A 26,551-nucleotide genomic window follows, 5' to 3' on the forward strand; every position below is an offset into this window, starting at 1 on the left:
CGCTGAAATGAACGCCGATATCAACTCGATGTACACGCGCACGTTCCACCCCTTGAGGGTCAATGGTGACGCGATCCATGCGCTGGGGCTCTGGTTGAAGGAAAACGGTTCGCGACAGATCAGGCAACAGCCTGACTTGCACAGTGTGATGCGTGAACGCTACCCGGCGGGGTTGTTCAGTGAGGACGAAGTGCATGCGTTGTGTGACGTGTTGAATAGCTGAAGCACCACCGAAATCAAATGTGGGAGCTGGCTTGCCTGCGATAGCGGTGTATCAGCCAACTATTCGCTGGCTGGCCCACCGCTTTCGCAGGCAAGCCAGCTCCCACACTGACCGCGTTTTCCTCAGAAACTGTAGGTGCCTGTAACCACCACGCTACGCGGCTCCCCTGGCTGGATCTGCGCCACACTAGTCGCCGACGCATAGTAGGTTTTATCCGCGATGTTGTTCAGCGCCGCCCTTACATCCCACTCCTTCTGACGGAACCCCGCCAACGCATCCCAGCGGCCATAACCCGGTAGCACCACGGTGTTGAGGCTGTCGGCATAACGGTCGCCGACCAGCGTCAGGCCGGTTTCCGCGTACCAGCCCATCTCCGGTTTCCAGGTAATGAACAGGCTGCCGTTACGCTTGGCCACATCGCTGACGCGCTTGCCTTCGAAGCCGTTGTTGTCCTTCTCGACCGTGGCATTCTGCAAGCCCACACCACCGCGTACATACCAGTTTCCGATGATCTTGCCGGTGGCGGTCAACTCCACGCCGCGAGAGCGCTGCAAGCCGCTGAGCAGGGTGATGGTGCGGTCCAGCGGGTCGCTGGTGCGGCGGTTGTAGAGTTCCAGCTCGTACACGGCGAGGGTGGTGCTCAGGCGGTCGTCGAGCCAGTCGCTCTTGACCCCGATTTCCTTCTGCTTGGTCAGCTCAGGGCTCAGGTCGTTGACGCTGCCGGCGGCGTTCGGGGTGATGCCGATCAAGCCGCCGCCCGCTGGGGAGAACGTCTTGCTCCATGAGGCATAGAACGAGTGATGTTCCAACGGCGTCCACACCAGGCCAAAACGCGGGCTGGTGCTGTGGCTTTTGACGGCCTGCTGGGTGTTGAGCAGCTTGTTCTTGGTGTCTACCTCGAAGCGGTCATAACGCAGGCCGGCCAGGATTTGCCACTGGTCATTCAGGCGCAGTTGATCCTGTGCATAAATGGCGCGACTGTCGACTTCGGTGTGGTTGTTGCTTTGCAGGCTCATCCGTCCGGTGTGGCTGAGGTTGCGGTTGGGCTGGTTGAGATCCAGGGGCGGCACGACGCGGCCGCCTTGTGCGACGGCCGTGGCGGTATACAGCTTCGGGTCGCGGCGCTGGCTGCCCAGTTCAAGGCCGGTGAGCAAGCGGTGCTCCAGGCCGAAGGTGCTGAAGCCGCCTTCCAGCTCGACGTTGTTGAAGATGTTGAGGGTGGTCAGGTCCTGCTGCCAGCGCTGGCGCGTGACACGGTTGGTCGACGGGGTATAGGCGGTGAGGTAGGTGTTGTCGAAATCGCTGTCGAGCTTGAACACACCCAGGGTCTGGCGCAGTTGCCAGTTGTCGTTGAGCTCATAGGCGAGCTTGGAGCGCAGCGACTGGGTTTTGTCGTCGATGTAGTCGCGGCTGTCGCCGTAGGTGGTGCTGCGGCTCACGTCAGCCGGGCGCCCGTTGACTCCGGGAATGCCACGGTCGGGCGTGCGGTTGTAGCGACTGTATTCGTATTGCACCAGCCAGTTCAGGTCTGGCGTCAGTTGCCAGCTCATGGACGGCGCGAAGAGCTGGCGGTTGCCGCTCACACCGTCGCGAAAGCTGTTGTTGTCCTGGTTACCCATGTTCAGGCGCAGGCTGATGTTATCGGTGGGGTCGGTGCTGAGGTCGGCGTACAAGCTGCGCAAATCATTGCTGCCGCCTTGGGCCTCAATGCTCGACTTGTGTCCGGCGACCGGCAGCTTGCTCACGCGGTTGACGATCCCTCCCTGGCCGCCTCGCCCGTAAAGTACTGCCGCCGGCCCCTTGAGCACTTCGATGCGCTCGATGTTATGCAGGTCGCGAATGTATTGGCTGTCGTCACGAATGCCATCCAGGTAGAAGTCATTGCTCGCGTCGAAACCGCGGATGCGCAAACTGTCGAAACGCGTGTCGGCGCCGCTGCTGACGTTCGGGATGCCGCTCAACGCCTGGCCCAGGTCGTTGGTGCCGTAGGCGCGCAAGCTTTCGGTCTTCACTGAATCGATCGCCTGAGGCACGTAACGCACGGGTGTGGCGGTGCGGGTGGCCGTGCTGGTTTCCTTGACCCGGGGGTCGTCTTCGTCAGCTTCGGCACTGATCGAGGTTTCAGGCAAGGTGGTGGCCGCACAGGCAAAACCGGCAGACAGCAGAACGGAAAGCCCAAGGGTGATGGGCGTCAGGCGAAGGGCAGGCATGAAGGCATGTATCCGAATTGTTTGGGAGGAAAACTGCACGTTAATGGTAATGCTTTGCATTTGCGCGCGTTATCTATTACCAAACGTATCGACTTCTAAATATGTTACGAGATGTGTTTCAAGGGCATTTGAAGGTGTTTTTTTGTCGTTTTCAGAACAGCAATAGGCCTTTGCTTAGAATTATTTCGCCTAAATACAGACGATTCACGAAATTGACACATAGTTCAACGCGCGACTAGGATTGCGCCCAACGCCTGTGGCTCACCGCCATGACTCATCCAATAAAAAAAGGCTCGCGGCCTGTTAAGGCGTCCGCGGGCCTTCTTTTTTCAGGACGCAGTCGATACCAGAAAGCGACATGGGGCCTGGTGTCATAGCGCGTACTCAACCAGAAATAAGGAATACAAAAAAATGTTGAAGCAACGGATGAGTCTGATCGCTCTGGGGATTTTGAGCGCATCGACAGCAATGGCCAACGACCAGGACCAATCCAAGGGTTTTGTTGAAGACAGCCACCTGAATATCGCCGCACGTAATGCCTACATCAGCCGTGACTACAAAAACGGCAAGCAAGACAAAGCCGAATGGGGCCAAGGCTTCATCGGTAAGTTCGAGTCCGGTTTCACCCAAGGCACCGTGGGTGTGGGTGTGGACGTGATCGGCCAATACGCTATCCGTCTGGACGGTGGTCAAGGTCGCGCTGGCGCGGGCGGCATCGACTTCTTCAAACAGGGCAACGGCACTACCAACCCTGATGGCTCGAACAACCCTGGCTCGGCACCCCACGACCTGGCCAAGGGCGGCGCTGCCGTGAAGTTCCGCGTTTCCAACACGGTGCTCAAGTACGGTGATCAGTTCCCGGCTGTGCCTGTGCTTCAGTACGACAACTCCCGTCTGTTGTCGGAAACCTACACCGGTACTTCGATCGTCTCCAAAGAGATCGCCGGTCTGCAACTGGACGCGGGTCACTTCACCAAAGAAGCGCGCAAGAGCATGGAAGGCACCGACAGCGGTCGCCTGAAAAGCATCGACTATATCGGTGGTAGCTACAAATTCACCGAAAGCCTGTCGGCCGCGCTGTATGCCTCCGACATGCAGGACGTGCTGAAGAAGCAATACGTCAACGTCAACTACGTGCTGGCCCTGCCAGAGAAGCAGTCGCTGACATTTGACTTCAACGGCTACAAAACCAAGCTGGACCGCAGCTTCGCCCTGGAAAACCAGAAAGATGCTGACGCCCGCGACAACAAAATCTGGAGCCTGGGCGCCACGTGGGCTGTTGGCCCGCACAGCTTCACCGTCGCTCACCAGCGCAGCACCGGCGACACCGGCTACCTGTATGGCGGCTACCGCAACGCTGGCGGCATCGGCGACGGTGGCAACACCATCCTGCTGGCCAACTCCTACTGGTCTGACTTCAATGGCAAGGATGAGCGTTCGTGGCAACTTGGCTACGGCATCGACTTCGCCACCTTCGGCGTACCGGGCCTGACCTACAACGTGGCCTACGTGCGCGGTACCAATATCGACGACGGCACCAACCGTGGCGATGGCACTGAGCGCGAAATCTGGAACCAGTTCAAGTACGTGGTCCAGAGCGGTCCAGCCAAAGACCTGAGCCTGCGTGCTCGCGCCTCGTGGCTGCGCGTTTCCAACAACGTTGACCAGTACAACGTAGGCGGTAACGAAATCCGTCTGTTCGCCGACTACCCGATCAACGTTTTCTAATTGATCCGGCGTCGCGCCTGATGCCAGGCGATAAAAAGCCCCGACCTGTTCGGGGTTTTTTTATGTGCGCCCGGCAGTCCTTTTGCGCCTCAGGCACAAGCTTTATGCCCACAAACGTTGCGCAGATCCCTTTTCAGGAGCGCTGTACACCATTTTTTAAAAGCACTGACAAGGCGGGACGTCTGAAAAAACGGATAGCAGGTAAGTGGCAAAAATTTCGCCTAACCCAATCGACGTTAACCGCGTTTAAACACCCGAATATGAGTCAATTAAATGACGGTGATTTAAAGTCGCCTACCGTCTGGCGGCATAAAAGACGATATGTTGACAGTTTCTCCCGGATCTAACATGATCGGCGGCGTTTTGATGGCTTCAAGCCATTAAACTGACATCATTGCACCAAGCGGGCTGAGGGATTTGTCAGTCTGTGCTGGGCCTTAATCGTGCCACCGTTAGCGGACTGCCTATATGAAATCTCCGCTTGAGTCGTCAGGAAGAACCTCCATGGATGTTAAGCGAGTTTTGATTACCGGTGGTGCAGGCTTTATTGGCTCGCATTTGGTAGAGGCCTTGCTGGGCAAGGGTTACAGCATTCGTGTGCTGGATAACCTGTCGACCGGCAAGACGAGCAATTTGCCTATCGGGAATCCGCATTTGGATGTCGTCGTGGGTGACGTTGCAGACACGGCGGTGGTCGAGCAAGCCATGCAGGGATGCCATGCTGTGGTTCACCTGGCAGCAGTGGCATCGGTGCAGGCGTCGGTGGACGATCCTGTCGCTACCCACCAGAGCAATTTCGTCGGCACGCTCAATGTGTGCCAAGCCATGCTGAAGGCGGGTGTGAAGCGTGTGGTATTCGCTTCCAGCGCTGCAGTCTATGGCAACAACGGCGAAGGCACGGCCATTGAAGAAGACACCCCCAAGTCTCCCCTGACGCCTTACGCGTGCGACAAGCTGGCCAGTGAGTATTACCTGGACTTCTATCGTCGTGAACATGGCCTGGAGCCGGTGATCTTTCGCTTCTTCAATATCTTTGGCCCACGCCAGGACCCGTCCTCTCCGTACTCGGGTGTGATCAGTATCTTCAGCCAGCGGGCAATCGCCAAGCAGCCGATTACCGTATTCGGTGACGGTGGGCAAACGCGCGATTTTGTCTACGTGCAAGATCTGGTGAGCATTCTCGTGCAGGCCGTGGAGGCCCGCGAGGCAGCCTCTGGTGCGGTCAATGTCGGGTTCAGCCGCGCGACCAGTTTGAACGACCTGATCAGCGAGCTGGGTGGTGCGACCGGTACGGCGCTGACGGTGACGCATCAGGCGCAACGCCAAGGCGATATTCGTCATTCCCGCGCGGATAACACGCGCTTGCTGCAACGCTACGTGCTCTCGGAACCGACGTCCGTGGGCCAGGGGTTGGCACAGCTGCTTCGCAGTTTGTAACCCTCCGGTCACCTGTTTGACCTTAGCGCCGTCCCAGTTTCAATCATTTCAAGAGTGCATTATGGAAATCGTTTTTCGCAGGACGCGTGTCCGCGCAATAGCCGAGCGGCTGCTGGCCGCGTTTGCGTTGTTCGTTGGCGGGGCCCCTGTGCAGGCCGCTACTGTGCCGCAGCCGGCCAGCGTGGCCTTTTGGTATGCCGATCAGCCGCCCCTGGCGGAGTTGGCGCAGTTCGACTGGGCTGTGGTCGAGCCCGGCCACATGACGCCCGCCGACGTCAAAACCTTGCGCACGCTGGGCAGCGAACCCTTTGCTTATTTGTCCGTGGGCGAATTCGACGGTAATAAGGCAGAGCTCGACAAAGCCGGCTTGAGCAAAGCGGTTTCCCCGGTGCGTAACGATGCCTGGGACAGCCAGGTCATGGACCTCACTTCGCAAGCCTGGCGTGAGCATTTATTTGCTCGCGCCAAAGCCTTGCAAGCCCAAGGTTATGGCGGTGTATTTCTGGACACCCTCGACAGTTTCCAGTTGCTGCCTCAAGCCCAGCGTGAAGCTCAGCGCGTGGGCCTGGCCAACCTGCTGCGTGAAATGCACAAGCGTCAGCCAACATTGAAGTTGTTCTTCAATCGCGGTTTCGAAGTATTGCCCGAGCTGGATGGCGTCGCCGCCGCCGTGGCAGTCGAGTCGATTCACGCGGGCTGGGACGCCTCCGCCAAGCGTTATCGCCCGGTCTCGGAGTCCGACCGCGAATGGCTTGAAACGCATTTGAAACCGCTGCGTGCCAAAGGCATCCCGCTGGTAGCGATCGATTACTTGCCGCCTGAGCGCCGTGAAGAAGCGCGCAAGCTCGCAAAGCGCCTGCGCGAAGAAGGCTACATCCCGTATATCAGCACGCCTGACCTCAACACCCTGGGCATCAGCAGCATCGAGGTTCAGCCACGCCGTATCGCGCTGATCTTCGACCCGCGCGAAGGTGCGCTGGAAGATGCTGCCGGTCATAGCGACCTCGGCGGCTTGCTGGAGTACCTGGGCTATCGCGTCGATTATTTTCCGGCCGACAGCAAGCTTCCGCTGTACAGCTTCAGTGGCCTGTACGCCGGCGTTGTCACATGGATGACCAGCGGCCCGCCCCAGGACCCGGCTGCGTTTAATCGCTTCATCAATGCGCGCCTGGACGAACAGGTGCCTGTGGCGTTTTTCAGTGGTTTGCCGATTGAGGACAAGCTGTTGCTCAAGCGCCTTGGCCTCAAGCGTGATGCGCCGCCCGCCACGCAGGTGCTGACCGTTACTCACCAGGACAAAGCCCTGGTGGGCGCATTTGAAGCGCCGGTGGTGCCGCGCTCGCGTGACCTCGCCGCCGTTTCCGTGATGCCCAATGGCCCGACAGCGGCGCTGTCGTTGAAGGGGCCCGGCGGTGACGTGTTCACGCCGGTGGTGGTCGGCAAATGGGGTGGCTTGGCACTTGCGCCCTATCTGCTTGAAACCAACAACGAGCGCAGCCGCTGGATCCTCGATCCCTTTGCGTTTCTCCAGGCCAGCCTGCACCTGCCAAGCCAGCCGCGCCCGGACAGCACTACCGAAAATGGCCGGCGCATTGCGACCGTGCACATCGATGGCGATGGCTTCCCTTCCCGCGCCGAAGTGCGTGGCACGCCTTACGCGGGTCGCCACACGCTGGACGACTACATCAAGCCCAACCCGTTCCTGACGTCGGTGTCGATCATCGAAGCCGAGATTTCGCCGCGCGGCGCGTTCCCCTTCCTGGCCCGTGAGCTGGAGCCGATTGCACGCGAGATCTTTGCCAACCCTAAAGTTGAAGTGGCCACGCATACCTACAGCCACCCATTTTTCATGCAGCCGGATAAAGCCAAGAAACGCGAGAACTTCAATCCGGAATACGGCATGAACATGAAGGTGCCTGGCTACGACAAAATTGATTTTCGCCGCGAAATCTTTGGCTCGCGCGACTACATCAACCAGAACCTGACCACCCCGCAGAAGCCGGTGAAATTGGTGTTCTGGCCAGGTGATGCACTGCCATCGGCGAGCACCATCCAATTGGCGTATGACGCTGGCCTGAAAAACGTCAACGGTGCCGAAACCATCATGACCAAGGCCAATCCGTCGCTGACCGGCCTTAACCCGCTGCTGCGCCCGACCGCAGGCGGCTTGCAGTACTACGCGCCGATCATCAACGAGAACCTCTACACCAACTTGTGGAAGGGCCCGTATTACGGTTTCCGCGAGTTGATCGAGACCTTCCAGCTCACCGACAGCCCACGCCGTCTGCGTGGCCTGCACCTCTATTACCACTTCTATTCCAGCACCAAGCAGGCGTCGATCAAAGCCATGCACGAGATCTATGGCTACATGCGCGAGCAGCAGCCGATGTCGTTGTGGATGAGCGACTACCTCGACCGTCTGCACGGTTTGTATCAGGCGAGCCTGGCACGCACCGCGGATGGCGCCTGGCAGATTCGCGGGATGGACGCACTGCGTACCGTGCGCCTGGACGCGCAAATGGGCTGGCCGGACCTGTTGCAATCGCAGGGTATCGCCGGCGTGCGCGATTTGCCGCAAGGGCGCTACGTGGCCCTGAGCAGCGACAAGGCGTTGCTGGTGCTGCGCCCGGATCGAGACCCGAGACCGGCGCTGGAAGAAGCTAATTTGCCTCTGCTGGACTGGCGTTACCTGGATGAGCGCCGCGTGAGCTTTGCGTTCGCCGGCCAATTCGACCTGACCTTCTCCGTACGTTCGGCTACTGCCTGCCGCGTGGAAGTGGATGGTCAACGATTTGCGGGCAAGGCTTCCGCCGGCCTGTGGACTTTTCAATTACCTATGAAGCAGGTGAGTAATGGTCAGCTCCTCTGCAACTAAAAACAGCCGCCTGCTCAATCCTTGGGCATTGGCGGTGGTGGCGGTTGCCGTAGGTGGCCTGTTGTGGGCGACCTTCCAGCGTGAAGAAGTGTTCCAGCCTGACGGTCGCCAGCCGGATGCGGTCTCGGCCAACTATGCCGAGCTGCTGCTGACGGCGCACCCGGACGACGATCACCTGCGTCTGCAACTGGTCGATTTGTTGATTCGCCTCGGTGACTACACCAAAGCGCGCCAGCACCTGGAAGCGTGGCCCAAGCCACAGCCGGAAACCCAGGCTTATTACCGCCTGGAACTGGATGCCCTGGTCGCCGACAGCAGCAACGACCTGATCGCGCAACGGGCCCTGGCCGAGCGCCTGGGTAGCTTCGACTACCGCAAGTTGCCGATGCCGCAGTTGCAAAACCTGGCCAAGCGCGCGTTGACGTTGCAGGCGCCTGAGTTCGCGGCCAACGTGTATGAAGAAATCGCCGCGCGCGATCCGGCGCAACGTGCCGACTCGCTCAAAGCCGCCGCGCAGTGGTACATGGCCGCCGGCCAACCGCAGCATGCCGCGGACATCTACTTGCAACTGCGTCGCGACGCCCAGCTACCGGCCGAGCGCCGTGATTATGCGCAGTTGGCGTTCAACAGCTTGCTGTCGGCGGGCCACGACGAACAGGCCGCGCAGGTGCTGTCCGACGAATTGCCCCAGCTCACCCAGTCCTCGGCCGATGTGGCGTGGTTGGAGCAGGGCGTCGATGTGGCCGTGGCGACCAAGCGCTTTGACCTGGCGCAGCGCGTGCTCAAGCAGTGGCGCGAGGTGCAGCCGGACAACCCGAAAATTGCCCTGAAAGAATTCCACGTGCGCCTGGCCATCAACGACCTGGCCGGTGCGTGGGAAACCGGCCAGCAATTGACGGTCGACTACCCTGATGACCCCGTATTGCTCGAGCAAATGGCGCTCCTGGGCGAATGGCGCGGCGATAACGCAGCGGCCGTGGGTTATTGGATTCGCTTGCTCAAACTCAAGGAAGACCCGAAAACCCGCGAGCACGCTTGGCGCCTGGCGAGCCAGCTGTTCGATTTCGACCGTTCGATCCCATTGCTCGCCGAAATCATGCAGCAGCGCGCGCTCACCGATATCGAGCTGGACGCCTTGGTCTACGGCCACGAATCGCGCGGCACGCCCGCCGAGGCCGAAGCCTGGTTGCGCACCTATCTGCGCAAATACCCAGGGCACCGCCTGGCGTGGACACGCTTGCTGCAAAACCTGGACAACACAGGGCAGTTCGCCGCGCGCAGCAAGGTCTACAACGACTACGCCAAACGTTTCACGCTGACCCCGGCCGAGCGAGTGGACTGGGTTGGCACCGAGATGAAGCTGTTTGACGAGCAGGCTGCATGGGACGTCGTGAAGTTGGATGACCCTTCGATCGAGGATCCTGAGTATTGGCACGCCCGCGCTAGCCTGGCGTGGGACCTGGAGCGTGATGAAGACCTGCGCGTTTCGTTGGAACGCCTGCTGGCGATCAACGGCAAGCTGGTCAGCGGCGACGAGAGCCAGCTCATCACTCTTTATCGCACCCGAGACCCACAGCGCGCCCTGGCCCTGATGGTCGCCAGTTGGAAACGCGCCCAAGACCCGCAACGCTTGGTCGAGGCCTTGCAGCTCGCCCAGGAATTGCAGGAGTGGGACCAAGTGGTCGCGTTGCTCGAAGACGCTAAACAGTACCCGGAGGCCTACGAGCAAGCCCAGGTCCTGGCCGTGCGGGGGGCATTGGCGATTGAGCAGGGCGACAGCGCCGAAGCCGAGCGTTTGTACCTGCTGGGCCTGTCACGTTATCCCAACGACAACCTGTTCCGCGAACGCATGATCTGGATGTATGTCGACCAGGGCAACACCGAGAAACTCAAGCCATTGCTGGCCAAATGGCGTGCCTATGCGCGTGAAGACCGTCTGCTCTGGCTGCCATTTGCCAGCGCCAGTCAGTTGTTGAATCGTGATACCGACGCCTTGGCCTGGTACCGCATGTACCTCAAGCTCACCCCGAACGACTGGCTGGTGCAGGCGGCATACGCCGACGCACTGGACACCGCCGGCTATCAGGATGCGGCGCAGCGGCTGCGTTTGAAACTGCTGCGCAACCCCGAGGCTGAAGGGCTGCAACCTTCGTCCCAGCGCTACGCAATCTGGTTGCGACTGATGTCCAGCAGCTACTCGCCACGCAAGGCGCAGCAGGAACTGTTGAAGTGGAAAGACGGTTCGCCGTCGATGAAGCAGATGTGGTTCGAGCGCTTGCTGGCACGGCTGGATGCGACCAATCAGGAGTCGCAGAAAGACCAATGGCTGGAATGGGCACGTAGCCAAGGCCTCAAGGTCGACCGTTACGAGCAGATTCAGGAAGCGCTGCGCAGTCGCAACAAGGCCCAGGTTGAAACCCTGTTGGCCAGCAGCGACCTGAACCCGGCGCAACGTGCGCAGGCACTCAGCCGCCTGGGTCGCACCAACGAAGCGCTGGACGTCAGCTTGACCGCACTGGGTGACGACCAGCCGGAGTCGGTGCGCGAGCAACTGCGCCGTCAAGCCGTGGAGATCCACGAAAGCACCCCGCAAGGCGCGCTACTGTCCTACCAGAAGCAAGACTTCGGTGGCCTCTCGTTTGATGCGCCGCGCCTGGAAATCGCCCACAACCTGGGTGACAACTGGTACGCCGACCTCGAGATGGAGCATGGCAACTACAAGGGCGACGACATCATCTCATCGAGGATCGGTGACGAAAGCAACGCAGCCCTGACCTTGATTCGTTCGGTGGAAAACGGCAGCTGGAAGGTGTTCGCCGACACCAGCCAGCGCAAGGACGACGACCGCAATGGCCTGGGCCTGTCGCGCATGTGGCAGCTGGGTTCCAGCCACCAACTCGAGACCGGCCTGGACTGGCATCGCAAGAGTGACGACAGCGGCTTGATGCGCGCCTTCGGCCAGCAGGACCGAGCCTGGGTCGGTGGGCGTCATGGCCTGACCGCCCGGGACCAGTTGAGCTGGGAAGTGGCGCAGCGTTCGTTCTCTACCCGTGCCGGCGACTCGCTGGGTACCGGGCATGCGCTGAAGGTTGAGCTTAACCACACGCTGGAATTTGCCGGGCCTAACTGGACGGTGCGCGGCGGTGCGGATTATCAGAAGAACAGCGTGAAGGACCGGGAGCTTGACTACCTGTCGAGCCGCAACGGCGGCGCCGTCAAGGTGACGCCTCAGTCGATAGATACCGACACGGGTCTGCCTGATCCTCTCGATGTAGACCCGGTCACCGCCGACAACCTGCTGCAAAGCCGCTACGGCCAACTCTACGTCGGTACCACCTGGCGTCGCGGCATCCCTGGCGCGCTGGTGCGCACCAAGCCGCAATACACCTGGTTGGTGGACGTGACGGCAGGCTGGCAGTGGACAGACCAAACCTTTAACTACGGCATGAACACCGGCATCGGCTTTGAAGTGCTGGGTGACGACGAACTGGCCCTGACCGTCGGTTACCAATCTGCGCCACAAGGCGGGGATGGTAAATCCGGCGGAACACTGGGCATGAGCTACGGCGTGCGTTTCGGGCGCTGATTACAGAATCTCTACGGGAGAAAACCTATGCAAGTAATTCGTAAACTGAGCCTGGCGCTGACAGTCCTGTTCGTTGCCGGCTGCTCAAGCTTCACCAGTGAGACCAGCCCGAACCTGCCGCGCAATGCGCAGTGGGGCATCGTGCCGATGGTCAACTATTCGCAGACCCCGCAAGCCGGTGAGCGCAGCGAGCAGATCCTGCTCAGTGTGCTCAGCAGCCATGGTCTGCAACCACGGGTTTACCCTGTCACCACCCAGGGCGAACAAGCCTTGATGGACGACAATGAGCGTCTGGCCGGTGCCCTCGATTGGGCCCGTGAGCAGAAACTCGATTACGTGGTCGCGGGCAGCGTGGAAGAGTGGCAGTACAAGAACGGCCTGGACGGTGAACCGGCGGTGGGCATCAGCCTGCGCGTGCTGGAAGCCAGCAGCGGCCGTGTGCTGTGGAGCAAAAGTGGCGCCCGCGCCGGCTGGTCCCGTGAAAGCCTGGCGGGCAATGCTCAAACAGTCATCGACAAACTTGTTGGCGCCCTTCGGTTCGAGTGAACGTAATGAATTCTCCACACATGGATTACAGCCTGGCGCCTCGCGCCAGCGGGCCGGTGTCTTGGCTGGAAACGATACTGGTGACGGGCCTGGCGATCGGCCTCGGCTTCTGGCTCACGCCTGAAGACCCGTTGCAGATGCATGCCGGTTTCCCTTGGCCGATCCTGGCACCGCTGCTGTTAGGTGTACGTTATGGCTTCGTGCGCGGCTTGTTCAGCGCGGTTCTGGTGGTGGCGGCGCTGTTTGCGCTGCGCAGCAGCGGGCACGAAGGTTACACCCAGCTTGATCCGTCGTTTATCGTCGGCGTGCTGGTGTGCGGGATGCTCGTCGGTGAAGTGCGGGACCTGTGGGTGCGTCGCCTTGAGCGTCTGCAGATGGCCAACGAATACCGTCAGTACCGTCTCGACGAATTCACCCGCGCCCACCAGATTCTGCGGGTCTCCCATGACCTGCTCGAGCAGCGTGTGGCGGGCAGCGACCAGAGCCTGCGCAGTTCCTTGCTGGGCTTGCGGGAAAAGCTGCGCGGCATGCCGGTCGAAGGCGATGCCCTGATCGCGCTGGCTGAGCCCATCGTAGCGATGCTCGGCCAGTACGGCGCCTTGCGCGTGGCTGGGTTGTACCGCGTCGACGACAGCGAAAAAAACATACTGCCGCAAGCCCTGGCGATGATCGGTGTGATGGGCCCGTTGGACGCGGGTGATGACCTGATCAAGCTGTGCCTTGAGCGCGGTGAACTGGTCAGCGTGCGCCAGGAATTGATTGATTCCGGCAACTCCTCGCAGTTTTCGTCGCTGCAAGCGTGCATCCCGCTGATCGATGCCGAAGGCAACCTGATGGCCATCCTGGCGGTTCGGCAAATGCCGTTCTTTGCGTTCCAGGACCGCACCTTGAGCCTGTTGTCGCTGCTGGCCGGCCACATCGCCGACCTGCTGCGTCGCGACCCGCAAGTGCTGCAACTGCCGGACGCCGACGCCCAGCAGTTCACGTTGCAACTCAAGCGCTCGCTGGTGGACATCGAGCAGCACACCTTGCCGGCCGGGTTGTTCGCGTTTGAGATGACGCGCCCCAACGACGAGCTGACGCGCCTGATGGAGCGCAGCCAGCGCGGCCTGGACCTTCACTTGCCGGTGCGCAACAACCGCGACCACGCGCTGCTGTTGGTGTTGTTGCCGTTGACCAGCCCGCAAGGCACCGAGGGCTACCTGGCCCGTATCAGTCTGCTGTTGCATGAGCACTTTGGTATCGACAGCGACTTCGAAAGCCTGGGCGTACGGGTGATGCCTTTCAACCTGGAGCCTGGCTGTGATCGCAACGGGCTGCGTAACTTCCTTTACAACGAGTGTGGCTTGAATGATCAGCAAGTGGCTGTTTAGCGGAGCCTTGTTGTTAGAGGCGGGCAGTTGGGCCAGTTTGTGGCTCGATTCGCCTCAATTGCACCAATTGCTGGTCTTCTCCTTCAGCCACGGGCTCGCCTGCCTGATGCTATGCGCGGCCGTGTGGCTGTTGCTGCCGGCGCGCTACCGCAAGCCGTTGCCGTGGAGCCCGCTGTTCATCTTCAGCCTGGCGTTCTTTGTGCCGGTCATCGGCACCTTGGGTGTGGTGGCTGCGATCTTCCCGGCGCTGTACTTGCCGCGCAAACGCGACAAACAAGCCTGGCAGGCCGTTGGTATTCCAAGCTTGCCGTACCGCGCGCAGGCGCAATTGCACAAGCCGGTTTTCGCCGATGGCGGCTTACAAGATGTGCTGCGTCACGCGCCCGATCCGGACCAGCGTTTGTCGGCCTTGTTGGCCACGCGACGGATGCCCGGCAAGGAAGCGGTGCCCATTCTCAAGTTGGCGCTGGCAGACCCCAGCGACGACGTGCGCCTGCTCGCCTACTCGATGCTCGACAAGCAGGAAAGCGATATCAACCTGCATATCCAGATGGCCCTCGAGCAACTGGTGGATGTCAGTACGCGCACCGCAGGCCCGGTCCACAGCATGCTGGCGCGCTGGTACTGGGAACTGGCCTACCTCGGCCTGGCGCAAGGCAGCGTGCTGGAGCACGTACTCAACCAGGCCAGCGAGCATGCCGAGCAGGGCTTGGCGGCGGGCGAGGGCGGTGAGCTGTTCCTGCTGGCCGGCCGTATCGCCCTTGAGCGCGGCGAGAACGAGCGCGCCGAAGTCCTGCTGCGCCTGGCGGAAGAAAACGGCATGGGTTCGGCCCAGGTCTTGCCGTTTCGCGCAGAGCTGGCGTTCGAGGCCGGTCGTTATCACGAAATTCCCGGGTTGCTCGCCAGCCTTCCCGAGAAAACCCGCCAGCGGCCACCGTTCGCTGAGTTGGTGAGGAGCTGGAATGAGTAACAAGCAAGAGGCACCGATTGCAGACATCTGCCTGCTGCTCGAAGGCACCTGGCCTTACGTGCGCGGCGGCGTGTCGAGCTGGATTCACCAGATGATCCTCGGCCTGCCGGAGTTGACCTTTTCGGTGATGTTCATCGGCGGCCAGCGCTCAGCGTATGAGAAACGCCGTTACGAAGTGCCGGCCAACGTGCTGCACATCGAAGAGATGTTTCTCGAAGACGCGACCCATCCCACCCATTTGCGCGGCACACCGCGCGAAGCCGACCCACAGCACCTGGCCGACCTGTATCGCTTTTTGCATCACCCGGATCAGCCTGAACGTGAGCTGGGTGAGAAGCTGCTCGATTGCATCGCCAACGGCGACATGACCCTCGACGACGTCCTGCGCAGCCGCGCCAGTTGGGAGACGCTCAGCGAAGGTTATCGCCTGCATTGCGCCGACCCGTCCTTCGTCAATTATTTCTGGACCCTGCGCTCGCTGCAGTCGCCTTTGCTGATGCTGGCCGAAGCCTCACGCAAAATGCCGCGGGCGCGCATGCTGCATTCGATTTCCACCGGTTACGCCGGGCTTTTGGGCTGCATTCTCAAGCAACGCTGGAACTGCGCCTACTTGCTCAGCGAGCACGGCATTTACACCAAAGAACGCAAGATCGACCTGGCCCAGGCCTCGTGGATCGCCGAGACCTCCGGCCAGGCGCTGAACCGCAGCCTCGACGGCGGCTCGGGTTACATCCGTACACTGTGGGTGCGCTACTTCGAGCGGATCGGCCAATTGGCCTACAACAGCGCCGACAACATCATCGCCTTGTATGACGGTAACCGTCAGCGCCAGATCAAGGACGGCGCCGAGCCTGCGCGCACGCAATTGATTGCCAACGGCATCGACCTGTCGCAGTGGAATCGTGTGCTTGAAACACGCGCGCCGGGCATTGCCCCGCGGGTGGGCCTGATCGGGCGTGTGGTGCCGATCAAGGACGTGAAAACCTTCCTGCGGGCCATGCGCGGTGTGATCAGTGCCATGCCTGAGGTTGAAGGCTGGATCGTCGGGCCGGAAGAGGAAGACCCGGAGTACGTCAGCGAATGCCGCAGCCTGATGGCCAGCTTGGGCCTGGAGGGCAAGGTGCACTTCCTCGGCTTCCAGCGCATCCAGGACATCCTGCCGCAGCTCGGCCTGATGGTGTTGACCTCGATCAGTGAGGCGCAACCCCTGGTGATCCTCGAAGCCTGGGCCGCCGGCACGCCGGTGGTCAGCAGCGACGTGGGCTCGTGCCGCGAACTGATCGAAGGCGGCAGCGCCGAAGACCGTGACCTTGGTATTGCGGGCAAGGTTGTCGCGATCGCCGACCCACAGGCCACCTCCGTCGCCATCCTGGAACTGCTGCGCAGCCCGGAACGCTGGCAAGCCGCACAGGCCAGCGGCCTGGCGCGGGTCAACCGTTATTACACCGAAGCCTTGATGTTGCAGCGCTACCGCGACCTGTACCAGGCAGCCATGGAGAACAGCTAAATGGCCGGTATTGGCTTTGAACTGCGCAAGATCCTCTCGCGCGACTCTTACACCGCCACCCTGCATGCCTACGTCTATGCCGGGCTGATCAGCTCCGGGCCGTGGGTGTTGTCGATCATCAGCGTGATGCTGGTGGGCATCATCAGCCTGGGCTTGATGTTGCCCAACTCGCTGGTCGGGCAGTTTCTGGTGACGGTGACGTACCTGATGGCCAGCTCGTTGATCCTGACGGGCGGCCTGCAACTGTTCTTTACCCGGTTTGTGTCCGACCAACTGTTCCAGCGCAACTACGAGCAAATCCTGCCCAACCTGCTGGGCATATTGCTGATGGTTACCGTGGGCGCTGGCGTACTCGGCATCATCCTGCTGGCGGTGCTGTTCGATCAGCCGCTGATCTACCGCGTGCTGGTGCTCTCGAACTTCGTGGTGCTGTGCAACCTGTGGCTGGTGATCATTTTCCTGTCGGGGATGAAAAAATATAACCGCATCCTGCTGGTGATGCTGGTGGGCTACTCGCTGATGGTTGCGAGCGCCTACCTGCTGAGCTTCCTGCAGATGCCAGGCTTGCTGCTGGCGCTGTTGATCGGGCACAGCACGTTGCTGTTCCTGTACCTCTACGACATCCTGCGCGAATACCGGGCTGAGAAGCTCATCGCCTTCGACTTCCTCGATCGCCGCAACGTGTTCCTCAGCCTGCTGGTGACCGGGTTCTTCTACAACTTCGGCATCTGGGTGGACAAGATCATGTTCTGGTTCAACCCGGCCACCTCCAACACCGTCATCGGCCCGCTGCGCGCCTCGATCCTCTACGACATGCCGATCTTCATCGCCTACCTCGCGATCATCCCCGGCATGGCCGTGTTCCTAGTGCGCATCGAAACCGACTTTGCCGAATGGTACGACCGCCTGTTCCGGGCCATCCGCGACGGCGAAACCCTGCAGCATATCGGCTCCCTGAAGACCGAAATGACCCTGTCCATCCGCCAGGGTCTGCTCGAAATCTGCAAAGTCCAAGGCCTCACCGTGGTGCTGCTGTTCCTCTTCGCACCACGCCTGCTGGACTGGCTGGGCATCTCCAGTTACTACCTGCCACTGTTCTACATCGACCTGATCGGCGTGAGCATCCAGGTCGTCTTCATGGCGCTGCTCAACGTGTTCTTCTACCTCGACAAACGCCGCGTGGTGTTGGAATTGTGCGTCCTGTTCGCCGTCCTAAACGCCGGCTTGACGCTGCTGAGCATGCACCTGGGGCCGAGCTTCTTCGGGTATGGGTTTACGCTGTCGCTGCTGGCGTGCGTACTGCTGGGGCTGGCGCGGTTGTCGACGGCGTTGGAGGATCTGGAGTACGAGACGTTTATGTTGTCGCGCTGATCGCGGTGGCTGGCGAATAAAAAAGGCACTTGTCGGTTAGCGGCAAGTGCCTTTTTTGTTGCTGACGGCGGGTTATTGCCCGGTGTTTCAAGGAGACTCCAGCACCTTCAGGACTGTTTTTACGTACGCTCTTAACATGATCCCTATCCCTGAATGACGGCAAAAGGATACTGCCGCGCTGAGTGTAGGTCAGTCGTAGTTTTTTGCTCGAGCGGGAGAATCAAGTCGCTGTTTGTTTGTAGAGCAGAAGCTTTTTATGCGTCTAACTTACGCCGCGAGGGGGAGGGAGGCTCATTTCGCGAGGACTTTGAGAAGCCGCGGCGCAAGCTCAAACGGGGCGAGGCAACTCGCAATAACACCAAAGTGTAGAAACAACAAAGGCCCGCATTTCTGCGAGCCTTCGTTTTGTTTGGTGCCGGCACCAGGAGTCGAACCCGGGACCTACTGATTACAAGTCAGTTGCTCTACCAACTGAGCTATACCGGCGTGTTAGGGCGACGATTATAGCGATTGCCAAGCTTCTGTAAACCCCTGAATTCTGACTATTTTTGCAGAAGCCAAGGTTTTCTCGCAATGATCCCTTTTTCCTCGCAACGAGGTAGGATTCATCCCTCGTCATCTAGCGGTCTACTCGGCCTTGATCGAGGCAGCCTCCGCACCATTTCTACCAAAGGAAGCCCTACATGAAACGGACTCTTTCACTGTCCCTCATCCTTCTCGTCACGGCCCTCAGCGCGTGTTCCACCCATAAGCCTGGCAACGATCCAGCTTTGGTCGGCACCTGGAAGGGTTTGCGCACGGAGACCAGCAAGTGCCAGTTCCTGTCGTGGACCAATAACCTCAAGCCGGACGGCCGTTTCACTATTACCTTCTTCCGTGATGCGCAGCAGACTCAGGTGATTCAGACCGAGCAGGGCACGTGGGCAGCGGCCAATGGCAAGAATGAATTGCGCACGGATGGCGTGCCTTCGCCGGATATCTACACGTATAAACTGGTGGACCCGGATACCGTGCATTACGTAAGTGTGGCGGCGGATCCTTCCAGTGATTGCCAGGGTGATTACGAGTTCACCGAGCGCCGCATTCGCCCTTAAGTCGATTGGTGTGCCAGAACCGGGCAGTCGGGTGCCCGGTTCGTTCATGTGTACAAATACTTTGGGGCCAATGCTGGCGTGGTCATTAATTTGACTACTTGCCGCCGGTCTAAAAATTCAGCGTTAACTTCATCAAAATAATGACACTTTGTTGTCGGTGTCAGAGAATGCGGTAGCAGAGCCGCCTATATAAAAAGACCTGCGGTAAGCCTTCTTCTTGCCGACCCTTCACGTCTTTAGGCAGCGTCGTGTGGGAGTTTGGTCATGAGCCTTACTGACGAGATTTTTGTGTTGCTCGGCAAACATGTCACTCGAGATGTGCGCGGGCTGAGCGCGCGGTTGCATTTCTTCGGCAGTGTTCCGGTCGACGATGGCGCCCCCTTTCCTTCTTCAGGCCCGAGCGCCAATGAACCACCTCAACAGGAAGATGTTGCCGTGGCACGGCCAACTGTAGTCGCGTTGGTATCGGCCAATGGAGGCGTGGGCCGCAGCACGCTGGTCACTGCCTTGAGCAGCGGCATGCAGCGGTTGGGTGAGTCGGTGGTGGCCTTGGACTTGGACCCGCAGAACGCATTGCGTCATCACTTCGGCGTCAGCGCGAGCTTGCCTGGCATCGGTCGCACCAGCTTGTTGAATACGCCCTGGGCTCAGATCCAGCAACCGGGCTTCGCCGGGTGCCGGGTCATCCCCTTTGGCGATATCGATGCCCAGCAGCAGGAAAACCTTCACGGTTGGCTCAAGCGCGAACCGGGTTGGCTGGCGCAGCAGTTGTCGGGGTTGCACCTGAGCGCGCGGCAAACGGTGATCATCGATACCCCCGCCGGTAATAATGTCTACTTTCATCAAGCCTTGAGCGTGGCCGATGTGGTGTTGGTGATTGCCAAGGCTGACGCCGCGTCCTTGGGCACCCTGGACCAACTCGATAGGCTGCTGGCGCCACATCTTGCGCGCGAGGGCCCGCCGCAGGTTCGCTATGTGCTTAACCAACTGGATGAGGACGATGCCTTCACCCTGGACATGCTTGAGGCGTTCAAGCAGCGCCTGGGTGGACAGCCGCCGTTGGAGGTGCACCGCGACAAGGCAATCAGTGAAGCGCTGGCGTTTGGTATCGACCCCTTGGACAGCCAGGCATTGACCTTGGCCGGAGACGATATCGACGAGCTTTGCCGGTTATTGATTGCGCGCAAAAAATCGCTATAAGTCGCGGTTTATACGCTTAACGCCAGATGCTTATGCACAATCGGTTGGTTGAGGGGGTCACGTAACAGCCATTTTGTGGAGCGGTTCTCATCCCGCCGCAACTGCCTGTTTTGCGGGTGTTTTATTTTGTGAACAAAAAATGATCAGCTTGGTTTTTGACCTGTAGCGTAGATGGCTACAGGCTCTGTAAAGAATCCATCAACAGAGTTATCCACAGGCTGTGGTGCGACAATTCTGCCCCTTAATCGCGCTCGGCAAGCACCATCAAGTTGCGCGGCGTCAATGCGGGTTCGCAGAAGCTGCCCACTTCGACCTTGTAGCCGGTTTCGCTTAGAAACAATGCCCGATCCAGTACCAGCCATAACTCCAGCGGGCGCCGAAATAGGCCACGCACCAATTCCAGGTTTCTGACCTCGGCCAAGCGGCTCCAGCCGTACGCCTCTAATGTCGCCCACTTCTGTTCACCTGTGGATAACCCTTTAAGGCGTGCCAGTTCCCGGCAGTAGTCGGCGAAAGGCTTGTCCAGCCAACTCGTGGGCAGCGAAGGCGCGGGCAGGTATTCGTCGCAGCCACGCAGCTCGCGTTGCAGTTGATCGAAACCCAGGCGCCGCGCCATGGATGTGTCGCGCTGCAAGCGCACCCGCTTGCCGGCGGTGACGGTTTCGCTCAGGGGCAGGCCAAGGTCATCGATCGACAGTTGCAAGGTTGAGGCGCGGCCTGCGTTGGACAGTGCCTGGTAGGTGTCGGCGGTGATGCGGTTATAGCAGCAGGGCGCCAGCGCGAGCTGTTGGCAACCGACCGCGTTGGCCAGTTTTAGCAGGCGCACGTGCAGGTCGCCACAGGCGTGCAGGGCGACGGGCGTGTGTTCACGGCTGAGCGCCACATCGGCCATCACATCTTGCAGGCGATGGATAACGGGCAGGCCATGGTGATCGCTCAACGCCTGGCCTGCGGCGATCAACGCCGGATCATATTCCAGGCAGGTCAGCGCTTGATCGGCTTGCAACAGGCGACGGCCAAGGTAGCCCTTGCCCGCACACCAGTCGAGCCAGTGCGTGGGTGTTTGCGCAAACTGCAGGGCAGCGCCGAACGCTTCGATTTGCTGCCATTTGCGGCCGGGGACGTCGACGTTCAGGCGATGGCGAGCGGGTGCCAGCGGCTGCGTTGGTAATTGATCCACAGCGCTGAGGTGTCGGGCTTGCGCGGCAAGTTGTGGAAACGGAGCAGGTGCCGCCAGATCATGCGGCTGGTTGTGACTGGTTTCCGCATCGGCCAACGAACGTTGACGCAGCCAGGCGGCGAGGTCGGGATGTTCGGTTTCCCAGGGTAGATGCCGATGCGTAAAGGGCCGTGGTTTCCACAGCCCTTGGTGCTCGATCAGAAACGCATCCAGCGCCTGGAAGCGTGCCTCAACGTCCCTGGCATTCATCGACGCGCAGCCAGCGTTCCAGCAGTTTGAAACCGCGTACCAGCAGGTACGACATCAGCAGGTAGAACACGCCGGCGGTGAAGAACATATCCACCGTCAGATAGTTGCGCGCGATGATCGTCCTGGCCATGCCGGTCAGCTCCAGCAGTGTCACCGTGCTCGCCAGCGAACTGGCCTTGAGCATCAGGATCACTTCGTTGCTGTAGGCGGGCAGGCCGATGCGCGCGGCACGGGGCAGGATGATGTAGAACAACGTCTTGGGCCTGGACATGCCCAGTGCCCGGGCCGCTTCGATTTCACCCGGTGGAATCGCCTGGATCGCGCCGCGCAGGATCTCGGCGATGTAGGCGGCGGTGTGCAGGGTCATGGTGGCCGTGGCGCACCAGAACGGATCACGCAAATACGGCCACATGAAGCTGGTTTTCACCGCATCGAATTGAGCCAGGCCGTAGTACACCAGGAACAATTGCACCAGCAGCGGTGTGCCACGGAAAAAGAAGATGTAGGCGTAGGGCAGCGAGCGCACATACCAACGCTTGGACGCCCGGGCGACGCCTAGGGGAATCGCGAGTAGCAACCCGAGAATCACGGCAATGCCCACCAGCTCCAGGGTCAGGATGGCGCCCTGGATAAATTTCGGCAGCCACTTGAGGATGACTTCCCATTCCATTACGTCGTCCTCACGAAGCCGCGCGCGGCGCGTTGTTCCAGCAAGTGCATGCCGATCATCGACAGCGAAGTAAGGCCCAGATAGATGAAGGCCGCCACCAGATAAAAGGTGAAGGGCTGCCGGGTGACGGTGACCGCGATCTGCGCGTGACGCATGATTTCTTCAAGGCCGATGACGGTGACCAGCGCGGTATCCTTCATCAGGATCATGAACAGGTTGCCCAGGCCCGGTAGGGCGATGCGCCACATCTGCGGCATGATCAGGCGCGTGAAGATGCGGGTTTTCGACAGCCCCAGCGCCAAACCGGCTTCGCGGTGGCCCTTGGGGATGGCGATGATTGCGCCGCGCAGGACTTCCGTGGCGTAGGCGCCATAGCACAAGCCCAAGGCGATGACCCCGGCGGCGAAGGCACTGAGTGACAGGTCGGGAATGCCGAACACCTCGCCCAGTTCACGCATCAGATTGATCGTGCCGAAGTAAATGAGCAGCACCCACAACAGTTCCGGCACGCCGCGCACGATGGTCGAATACGCGCCACCCACCCATTGCAGCGGCTTGTACGGTGAAGTCTTGGCCAAGGCCCCGGCAAGGCCGAGCACCAGCCCCAGGCACAAAGCCGTGAGCGCCAGTTTGACGGTCATCAGCGCGCCAGCGGCAAGCGCCGGGCCGAATCCGTAGAGATCGAAATTCATGGTGTTTTCATATCGCGGCAGGCATTGCAAAAAGCCGACGCGCTCACATGAGCGCGTCGGGCATACCGTTCAGATCATTCGATGCTGAAAGGGAAGTACTTGTCGTTGATCTTCTTGTAGGTGCCGTCTGCCTTGATCTCCGCCAGGGCTTTGTTCAGGCGTTCGCGCAGCGGGTCGCCTTTACGTACGGCGATACCGATCTTGTCGCTTTCTACCACCGGGTCGCCTTTGAACTCGTAGGCGGAACCGTCTTTGCTCTTGAGCCATTCGTACTGCACGTACTTGTCGGCCAGGATGCCGTCCAGGCGACCGGACGTCAGGTCGAGGTAGGCGTTTTCCTGGGTGTCGTAGAGCTTGGCTTCGGTATCAGGCAGCTTGTCTTCCAGGTAAGTACCGGCCAACGTCGCGCGTTGTGCACCGATGACTTTTCCTTTCAGGTAAGCGGCGTCGGTCTTGAAGTCGGCGGTGGCTTTAGGTGCGATGAACTGCAGTTTGTTGGAGTAGTACGGGTCGGTGAAGTCGACGGCCTGCTTGCGTTCATCGGTGATGGACAGCGAGGACACCAGGAAGTCGAACTTCTTGGCGTTCAGGGCCGGGATGATGCCGTCCCAGTCGGACACATACACTTCGCACTTCTCGACTTTCATCTTGGCGCACAGGGCGTCACCGATGTCTTTGTCGAAGCCGACGACGTTGCCGCTGGCGTCCTTGTTGTTGAACGGCGGATAGGCCGCTTCGATCCCCATTTTCAAGGTTTCTGCCATGGCCGTGGCGCTGAACGCCATCGAGACGGCCGCGGCCAGAAGGAATTTTTTATAGTTCTGCATGCATGTTGCTCCGTTAGCGGTTGCTGGACATGAATTGTTTGCAGCGCGCCGAAAGCGGGTTTTCAAACACCTGCTGTGGCGATCCTTGCTCTTCGACCAGGCCCTGGTGGAGGAACACCACTTCACTGGACACTTGGCGGGCGAAGCCCATTTCATGGGTGACCAGCAGCATGGTGCGGCCTTCTTCGGCCAGCGCGCGGATCACATTAAGTACTTCCTGAACCATTTCCGGGTCAAGCGCCGAAGTGGGCTCGTCGAACAGGATGACCTTGGGTTGCATCGCCAGGGTGCGCGCGATGGCCGCCCGTTGTTGCTGGCCGCCGGACAATTGCGCGGGGTAGGCGTGGCGCTTGTCGGCAATCCCGACCTTGGCCAGCAGGGCTTCAGCCACTTCAATGGCTTCGGCTTTACTTTGGCCGAGCACACGGCGGGGGGCCTCGATGATGTTGTCGAGGATGCTCATGTGCGGCCACAGGTTAAAGTTTTGAAACACAAAACCGATTTCGCTGCGCAGGCGGTTGATCTGCTTGCCGTCGGCGGCCATCAGCTCGCCGTTTTTCGCGGCCTTGAGCTTGAGTTCTTCGCCGGCCACCAGGATCTGGCCCTCGTGCGGGTTTTCCAGCAGGTTGATGCAGCGCAGGAAGGTGGACTTGCCGGAACCGGAGGAACCCAGGATCGAGATCACATCGCCGTCGCGAGCGGTCAGCGAAATACCTTTAAGTACCTCCAGCTCACCATAGCGTTTATGCAAGTTGCGGATTTCAAGCGCGGGCGTGGCCTCGGCCATGTGCGGTCCTCGTTGTGTTCGTTGCGATCTTCGCTGTTGGTCCGCCTTCCTGGCGAGGCGCCAAGCTAGCATAGCGTCTTGATGGCAGCCAACAGCGCGGCCGGCGGTAAACAGGTGGTGTGCGGCAGGGTGTCGCATCGGCACAGCAGCGTGTCGCGCCATCAACAACCGAACAACCGTTTGAACCCGAAAAGCCGCAGGCTTCGCGTAAAAAAGGGCGCGATGGTGCCAGCTTTGGCCGGGGGTTGGAAGGGTTAACCGGGCAAACGGTGCTTATCAGCCCTTTTGTAGGGCGTCACGTACTTTTTGTGTGTGTTTATGGTGCGTTTATTCGTCTTGAAAGTGAGTCGCACGGTAACGGTATAGCGGAATGCCATTGTTCTCAATGACTTGCGATGACTGCTCAATCTTCCTACAACCCGCGTCAATCGCGACGCCGTAACATTTTGGCGCAAATCTTGCGTAAAAAATAAAGAACGCCCTGTTGGTTTCTTTTCACGAGAAAGATCGCAGGCCGGGCGGACCGTTTTCGCAATTCCTCGTAAAGGTGTGTCAATGAGTAGTACGCAAAGCTCCAATGACCTCGAACAGGGGCTCAAACCGCGTCACGTCACCATGCTGTCGATTGCCGGCGTCATCGGTGCCGGTTTGTTTGTTGGCTCCGGCCACGCGATTGCTGCCGCTGGCCCGGCCGTACTGTTGGCTTACGCCGCTGCGGGTACGCTGGTGGTGTTGGTGATGCGCATGCTGGCCGAAATGGCCGTCGCGTCGCCGGACACCGGTTCGTTCTCCACCTATGCCGACCGGGCGATCGGCCACTGGGCCGGTTTTACCATCGGCTGGCTCTATTGGTGGTTCTGGGTGCTAGTGATTCCGTTGGAGGCCAACGCCGCCGCGACCATCCTGCATGCCTGGTTCCCGGATGTGGCCATCTGGGCCTTTACGCTGATCATCACCTTGCTGCTGACCGCGACCAACCTGTTCAGCGTGAAGAACTACGGCGAGTTCGAGTTCTGGTTTGCGCTGATCAAGGTCGTGGCGATTGTGGGCTTCGTGATCCTCGGCCTGGCGGCGATTTTCGGTTTCCTGCCAACCAGCCAGGTCAGCGGCGTTTCGCACTTGTTCGACACCCAAGGCTTCATGCCGAATGGCATGGGCGCGGTATTGGCGGCGATCCTGACCACCATGTTCTCCTTCATGGGCACCGAGATCGTCACCATCGCGGCGGCTGAATCGAAGAACCCAGGCCAGCAAATCACCAAGGCCACCAACTCGGTGATCTGGCGGATTGGTCTGTTCTACCTGCTGTCGATCTTCATCGTGGTGTCCCTGGTGCCATGGAACGATCCGACCCTGGCAGCGGTGGGTTCGTATCAGACCGTACTGGAACGCATGGGCATCCCGAATGCCAAGCTGATTGTCGACCTGGTGGTACTGGTCGCCGTGACCAGCTGCCTGAACTCGGCGCTTTACACCGCCTCACGCATGCTGTTCTCCCTGGGCCGTCGCGGTGATGCACCGGCCGTGGCCAAGCGCACCAACAAGAGTGGCACGCCTTACTGGGCTGTTCTGCTGTCTACTGGCGCAGCGTTCCTGGCAGTGTTCGCCAACTACGTGGCCCCGGCGGCAGTGTTCGAATTCCTGCTCGCCAGCTCGGGCGCCATTGCATTGCTGGTCTATCTGGTGATCGCGGTGTCGCAACTGCGCATGCGCCAGAAACGCGCCGCGGCGGGTGAGAAGATCGTCTTCAAGATGTGGCTGTTCCCGGGCCTGACCTACGCGGTGATGGTGTTCATCGTGGGCACGCTGACCATCATGCTGTTCCAGGAAGCGCATCGGGTCGAGATTATCGCGACTGGGGTGCTGAGCTTGCTGGTGGTGCTGGCGGGATTGTTTGTATCCAGCCGGCGCAAGGCGCAGAGAGCGGGTGCTGCGGTGCTGAACTAAACATTGTGGGAGCCGGGCTTGCCCGCGATGACGGACTGATAGTCGATATCTTCGTCGGCTGACACACCGCCATCGCGGG

The 26,551-nt window shown here is 60.0% G+C and carries 19 protein-coding genes and 1 tRNA gene; 13 read left to right on the forward strand and 7 right to left on the reverse strand.

Annotation, left to right across the window (positions count from 1 at the left end):
* Window positions 1–7 precede the first annotated feature (7 nt).
* On the forward strand, window positions 8–223 hold the full coding sequence (locus HU722_RS02400; protein ID WP_065875806.1) for a hypothetical protein: 216 nt from the start codon (window positions 8–10) through the stop codon (window positions 221–223).
* A 122-nt stretch (window positions 224–345) separates the two neighbouring features.
* Here the strand turns inward: HU722_RS02400 and HU722_RS02405 are convergent, their stop codons facing one another.
* Entirely contained in the window at window positions 346–2,433 is a 2,088-nt protein-coding gene (locus tag HU722_RS02405) for a TonB-dependent receptor (RefSeq protein ID WP_065890272.1), read from the reverse strand.
* 411 nt (window positions 2,434–2,844) lie between these two features.
* Between HU722_RS02405 and HU722_RS02410 the strand changes: the two genes are divergently transcribed.
* From HU722_RS02410 to pelG, 9 genes are all read left to right on the forward strand, one after another.
* Entirely contained in the window at window positions 2,845–4,161 is a 1,317-nt protein-coding gene (locus HU722_RS02410; RefSeq protein WP_065875805.1) for an OprD family porin, read from the forward strand.
* Window positions 4,162–4,665: 504 nt separating this feature from the next.
* Window positions 4,666–5,598, forward strand: a complete 933-nt coding sequence (locus HU722_RS02415) for an NAD-dependent epimerase/dehydratase family protein (RefSeq protein ID WP_065875803.1) — start codon at window positions 4,666–4,668, stop codon at window positions 5,596–5,598.
* A 61-nt stretch (window positions 5,599–5,659) separates the two neighbouring features.
* Window positions 5,660–8,473 carry a bifunctional glycoside hydrolase/polysaccharide deacetylase family protein gene (locus HU722_RS02420; RefSeq protein ID WP_065875802.1) on the forward strand — a complete coding sequence of 938 codons (2,814 nt, stop codon included), beginning with the start codon at window positions 5,660–5,662 and terminating at the stop codon, window positions 8,471–8,473.
* Window positions 8,451–12,059, forward strand: coding sequence for a tetratricopeptide repeat protein (locus tag HU722_RS02425; protein WP_065875800.1), 3,609 nt, complete (start codon window positions 8,451–8,453; stop codon window positions 12,057–12,059). Before HU722_RS02420 ends, HU722_RS02425 begins: the two co-directional genes overlap by 23 nt.
* Before the next feature lie 27 nt (window positions 12,060–12,086).
* Window positions 12,087–12,605, forward strand: coding sequence for a penicillin-binding protein activator LpoB (locus HU722_RS02430; protein WP_065875799.1), 519 nt, complete (start codon window positions 12,087–12,089; stop codon window positions 12,603–12,605).
* A 5-nt stretch (window positions 12,606–12,610) separates the two neighbouring features.
* A complete protein-coding gene (locus HU722_RS02435) occupies window positions 12,611–13,978 on the forward strand; it encodes a PelD GGDEF domain-containing protein (RefSeq protein ID WP_065879782.1) in 1,368 nt (455 codons plus the stop codon).
* Window positions 13,956–14,948 (forward strand): HEAT repeat domain-containing protein, encoded by a 993-nt coding sequence (locus tag HU722_RS02440; protein WP_186754397.1) that lies wholly within the window; start codon window positions 13,956–13,958, stop codon window positions 14,946–14,948. The genes HU722_RS02435 and HU722_RS02440 overlap by 23 nt, the downstream gene beginning before the upstream one ends.
* Window positions 14,941–16,455 (forward strand): GT4 family glycosyltransferase PelF, encoded by a 1,515-nt coding sequence (gene pelF, locus HU722_RS02445; RefSeq protein WP_065875796.1) that lies wholly within the window; start codon window positions 14,941–14,943, stop codon window positions 16,453–16,455. Before HU722_RS02440 ends, pelF begins: the two co-directional genes overlap by 8 nt.
* Entirely contained in the window at window positions 16,456–17,826 is a 1,371-nt protein-coding gene (pelG, locus tag HU722_RS02450) for an exopolysaccharide Pel transporter PelG (RefSeq protein WP_065875795.1), read from the forward strand.
* Between the two features lie 410 nt (window positions 17,827–18,236).
* On the opposite strand, the gene HU722_RS02455 is transcribed toward pelG, so the two are convergent.
* Window positions 18,237–18,312: transfer RNA gene (locus HU722_RS02455), tRNA-Thr, on the reverse strand.
* 197 nt (window positions 18,313–18,509) lie between these two features.
* On the opposite strand from HU722_RS02455, the gene HU722_RS02460 reads away from it, so the two are divergent.
* Window positions 18,510–18,920: a hypothetical protein gene (locus tag HU722_RS02460; RefSeq protein ID WP_065875794.1), complete on the forward strand. Its 411-nt coding sequence runs from the start codon at window positions 18,510–18,512 to the stop codon at window positions 18,918–18,920.
* Between the two features lie 264 nt (window positions 18,921–19,184).
* Entirely contained in the window at window positions 19,185–20,120 is a 936-nt protein-coding gene (gene bcsQ / locus HU722_RS02465; RefSeq protein ID WP_065890255.1) for a cellulose biosynthesis protein BcsQ, read from the forward strand.
* A 241-nt stretch (window positions 20,121–20,361) separates the two neighbouring features.
* Here the strand turns inward: bcsQ and HU722_RS02470 are convergent, their stop codons facing one another.
* The 5 genes from HU722_RS02470 to HU722_RS02490 form a co-directional block, all read right to left on the reverse strand.
* Window positions 20,362–21,549 (reverse strand): methyltransferase, encoded by a 1,188-nt coding sequence (locus tag HU722_RS02470; protein ID WP_186754395.1) that lies wholly within the window; start codon window positions 21,547–21,549, stop codon window positions 20,362–20,364.
* Entirely contained in the window at window positions 21,530–22,219 is a 690-nt protein-coding gene (locus tag HU722_RS02475) for an ABC transporter permease (protein ID WP_065875791.1), read from the reverse strand. Before HU722_RS02475 ends, HU722_RS02470 begins: the two co-directional genes overlap by 20 nt.
* The gene (locus HU722_RS02480; RefSeq protein ID WP_065875790.1) at window positions 22,219–22,911 is read right to left on the reverse strand and encodes an ABC transporter permease; all 693 of its coding nucleotides are present in this window, start codon (window positions 22,909–22,911) and stop codon (window positions 22,219–22,221) included. The genes HU722_RS02475 and HU722_RS02480 overlap by 1 nt, the downstream gene beginning before the upstream one ends.
* A gap of 74 nt (window positions 22,912–22,985) precedes the next feature.
* Entirely contained in the window at window positions 22,986–23,738 is a 753-nt protein-coding gene (locus HU722_RS02485) for an ABC transporter substrate-binding protein (RefSeq protein ID WP_003187758.1), read from the reverse strand.
* 13 nt (window positions 23,739–23,751) lie between these two features.
* Entirely contained in the window at window positions 23,752–24,525 is a 774-nt protein-coding gene (locus tag HU722_RS02490; RefSeq protein WP_065890257.1) for an ABC transporter ATP-binding protein, read from the reverse strand.
* Window positions 24,526–25,080: 555 nt separating this feature from the next.
* Between HU722_RS02490 and gabP the strand changes: the two genes are divergently transcribed.
* Window positions 25,081–26,472: a GABA permease gene (gene gabP, locus HU722_RS02495; protein WP_065875789.1), complete on the forward strand. Its 1,392-nt coding sequence runs from the start codon at window positions 25,081–25,083 to the stop codon at window positions 26,470–26,472.
* Window positions 26,473–26,551: the final 79 nt, after the last annotated feature.

Source organism: Pseudomonas tritici (genome assembly GCF_014268275.3).
Lineage (GTDB): Bacteria > Pseudomonadota > Gammaproteobacteria > Pseudomonadales > Pseudomonadaceae > Aquipseudomonas > Aquipseudomonas tritici.

Bases quoted from the DNA above. Each gene is read 5' to 3' on its own strand.
- pelG (WP_065875795.1), top strand. From the start codon at position 16,456: ATGGCCGGTATTGGCTTTGAACTGCGCAAGATCCTCTCGCGCGACTCT.
- HU722_RS02470 (WP_186754395.1), bottom strand. From the start codon at position 21,549: ATGAATGCCAGGGACGTTGAGGCACGCTTCCAGGCGCTGGATGCGTTT.
- HU722_RS02420 (WP_065875802.1), top strand. From the start codon at position 5,660: ATGGAAATCGTTTTTCGCAGGACGCGTGTCCGCGCAATAGCCGAGCGG.
- HU722_RS02415 (WP_065875803.1), top strand. From the start codon at position 4,666: ATGGATGTTAAGCGAGTTTTGATTACCGGTGGTGCAGGCTTTATTGGC.
- bcsQ (WP_065890255.1), top strand. From the start codon at position 19,185: ATGAGCCTTACTGACGAGATTTTTGTGTTGCTCGGCAAACATGTCACT.
- pelF (WP_065875796.1), top strand. From the start codon at position 14,941: ATGAGTAACAAGCAAGAGGCACCGATTGCAGACATCTGCCTGCTGCTC.
- HU722_RS02430 (WP_065875799.1), top strand. From the start codon at position 12,087: ATGCAAGTAATTCGTAAACTGAGCCTGGCGCTGACAGTCCTGTTCGTT.
- HU722_RS02405 (WP_065890272.1), bottom strand. From the start codon at position 2,433: ATGCCTGCCCTTCGCCTGACGCCCATCACCCTTGGGCTTTCCGTTCTG.
- HU722_RS02475 (WP_065875791.1), bottom strand. From the start codon at position 22,219: ATGGAATGGGAAGTCATCCTCAAGTGGCTGCCGAAATTTATCCAGGGC.
- HU722_RS02410 (WP_065875805.1), top strand. From the start codon at position 2,845: ATGTTGAAGCAACGGATGAGTCTGATCGCTCTGGGGATTTTGAGCGCA.
- HU722_RS02400 (WP_065875806.1), top strand. From the start codon at position 8: ATGAACGCCGATATCAACTCGATGTACACGCGCACGTTCCACCCCTTG.
- HU722_RS02480 (WP_065875790.1), bottom strand. From the start codon at position 22,911: ATGAATTTCGATCTCTACGGATTCGGCCCGGCGCTTGCCGCTGGCGCG.
- HU722_RS02485 (WP_003187758.1), bottom strand. From the start codon at position 23,738: ATGCAGAACTATAAAAAATTCCTTCTGGCCGCGGCCGTCTCGATGGCG.
- HU722_RS02440 (WP_186754397.1), top strand. From the start codon at position 13,956: ATGATCAGCAAGTGGCTGTTTAGCGGAGCCTTGTTGTTAGAGGCGGGC.
- HU722_RS02490 (WP_065890257.1), bottom strand. From the start codon at position 24,525: ATGGCCGAGGCCACGCCCGCGCTTGAAATCCGCAACTTGCATAAACGC.
- gabP (WP_065875789.1), top strand. From the start codon at position 25,081: ATGAGTAGTACGCAAAGCTCCAATGACCTCGAACAGGGGCTCAAACCG.
- HU722_RS02435 (WP_065879782.1), top strand. From the start codon at position 12,611: ATGAATTCTCCACACATGGATTACAGCCTGGCGCCTCGCGCCAGCGGG.
- HU722_RS02460 (WP_065875794.1), top strand. From the start codon at position 18,510: ATGAAACGGACTCTTTCACTGTCCCTCATCCTTCTCGTCACGGCCCTC.
- HU722_RS02425 (WP_065875800.1), top strand. From the start codon at position 8,451: ATGGTCAGCTCCTCTGCAACTAAAAACAGCCGCCTGCTCAATCCTTGG.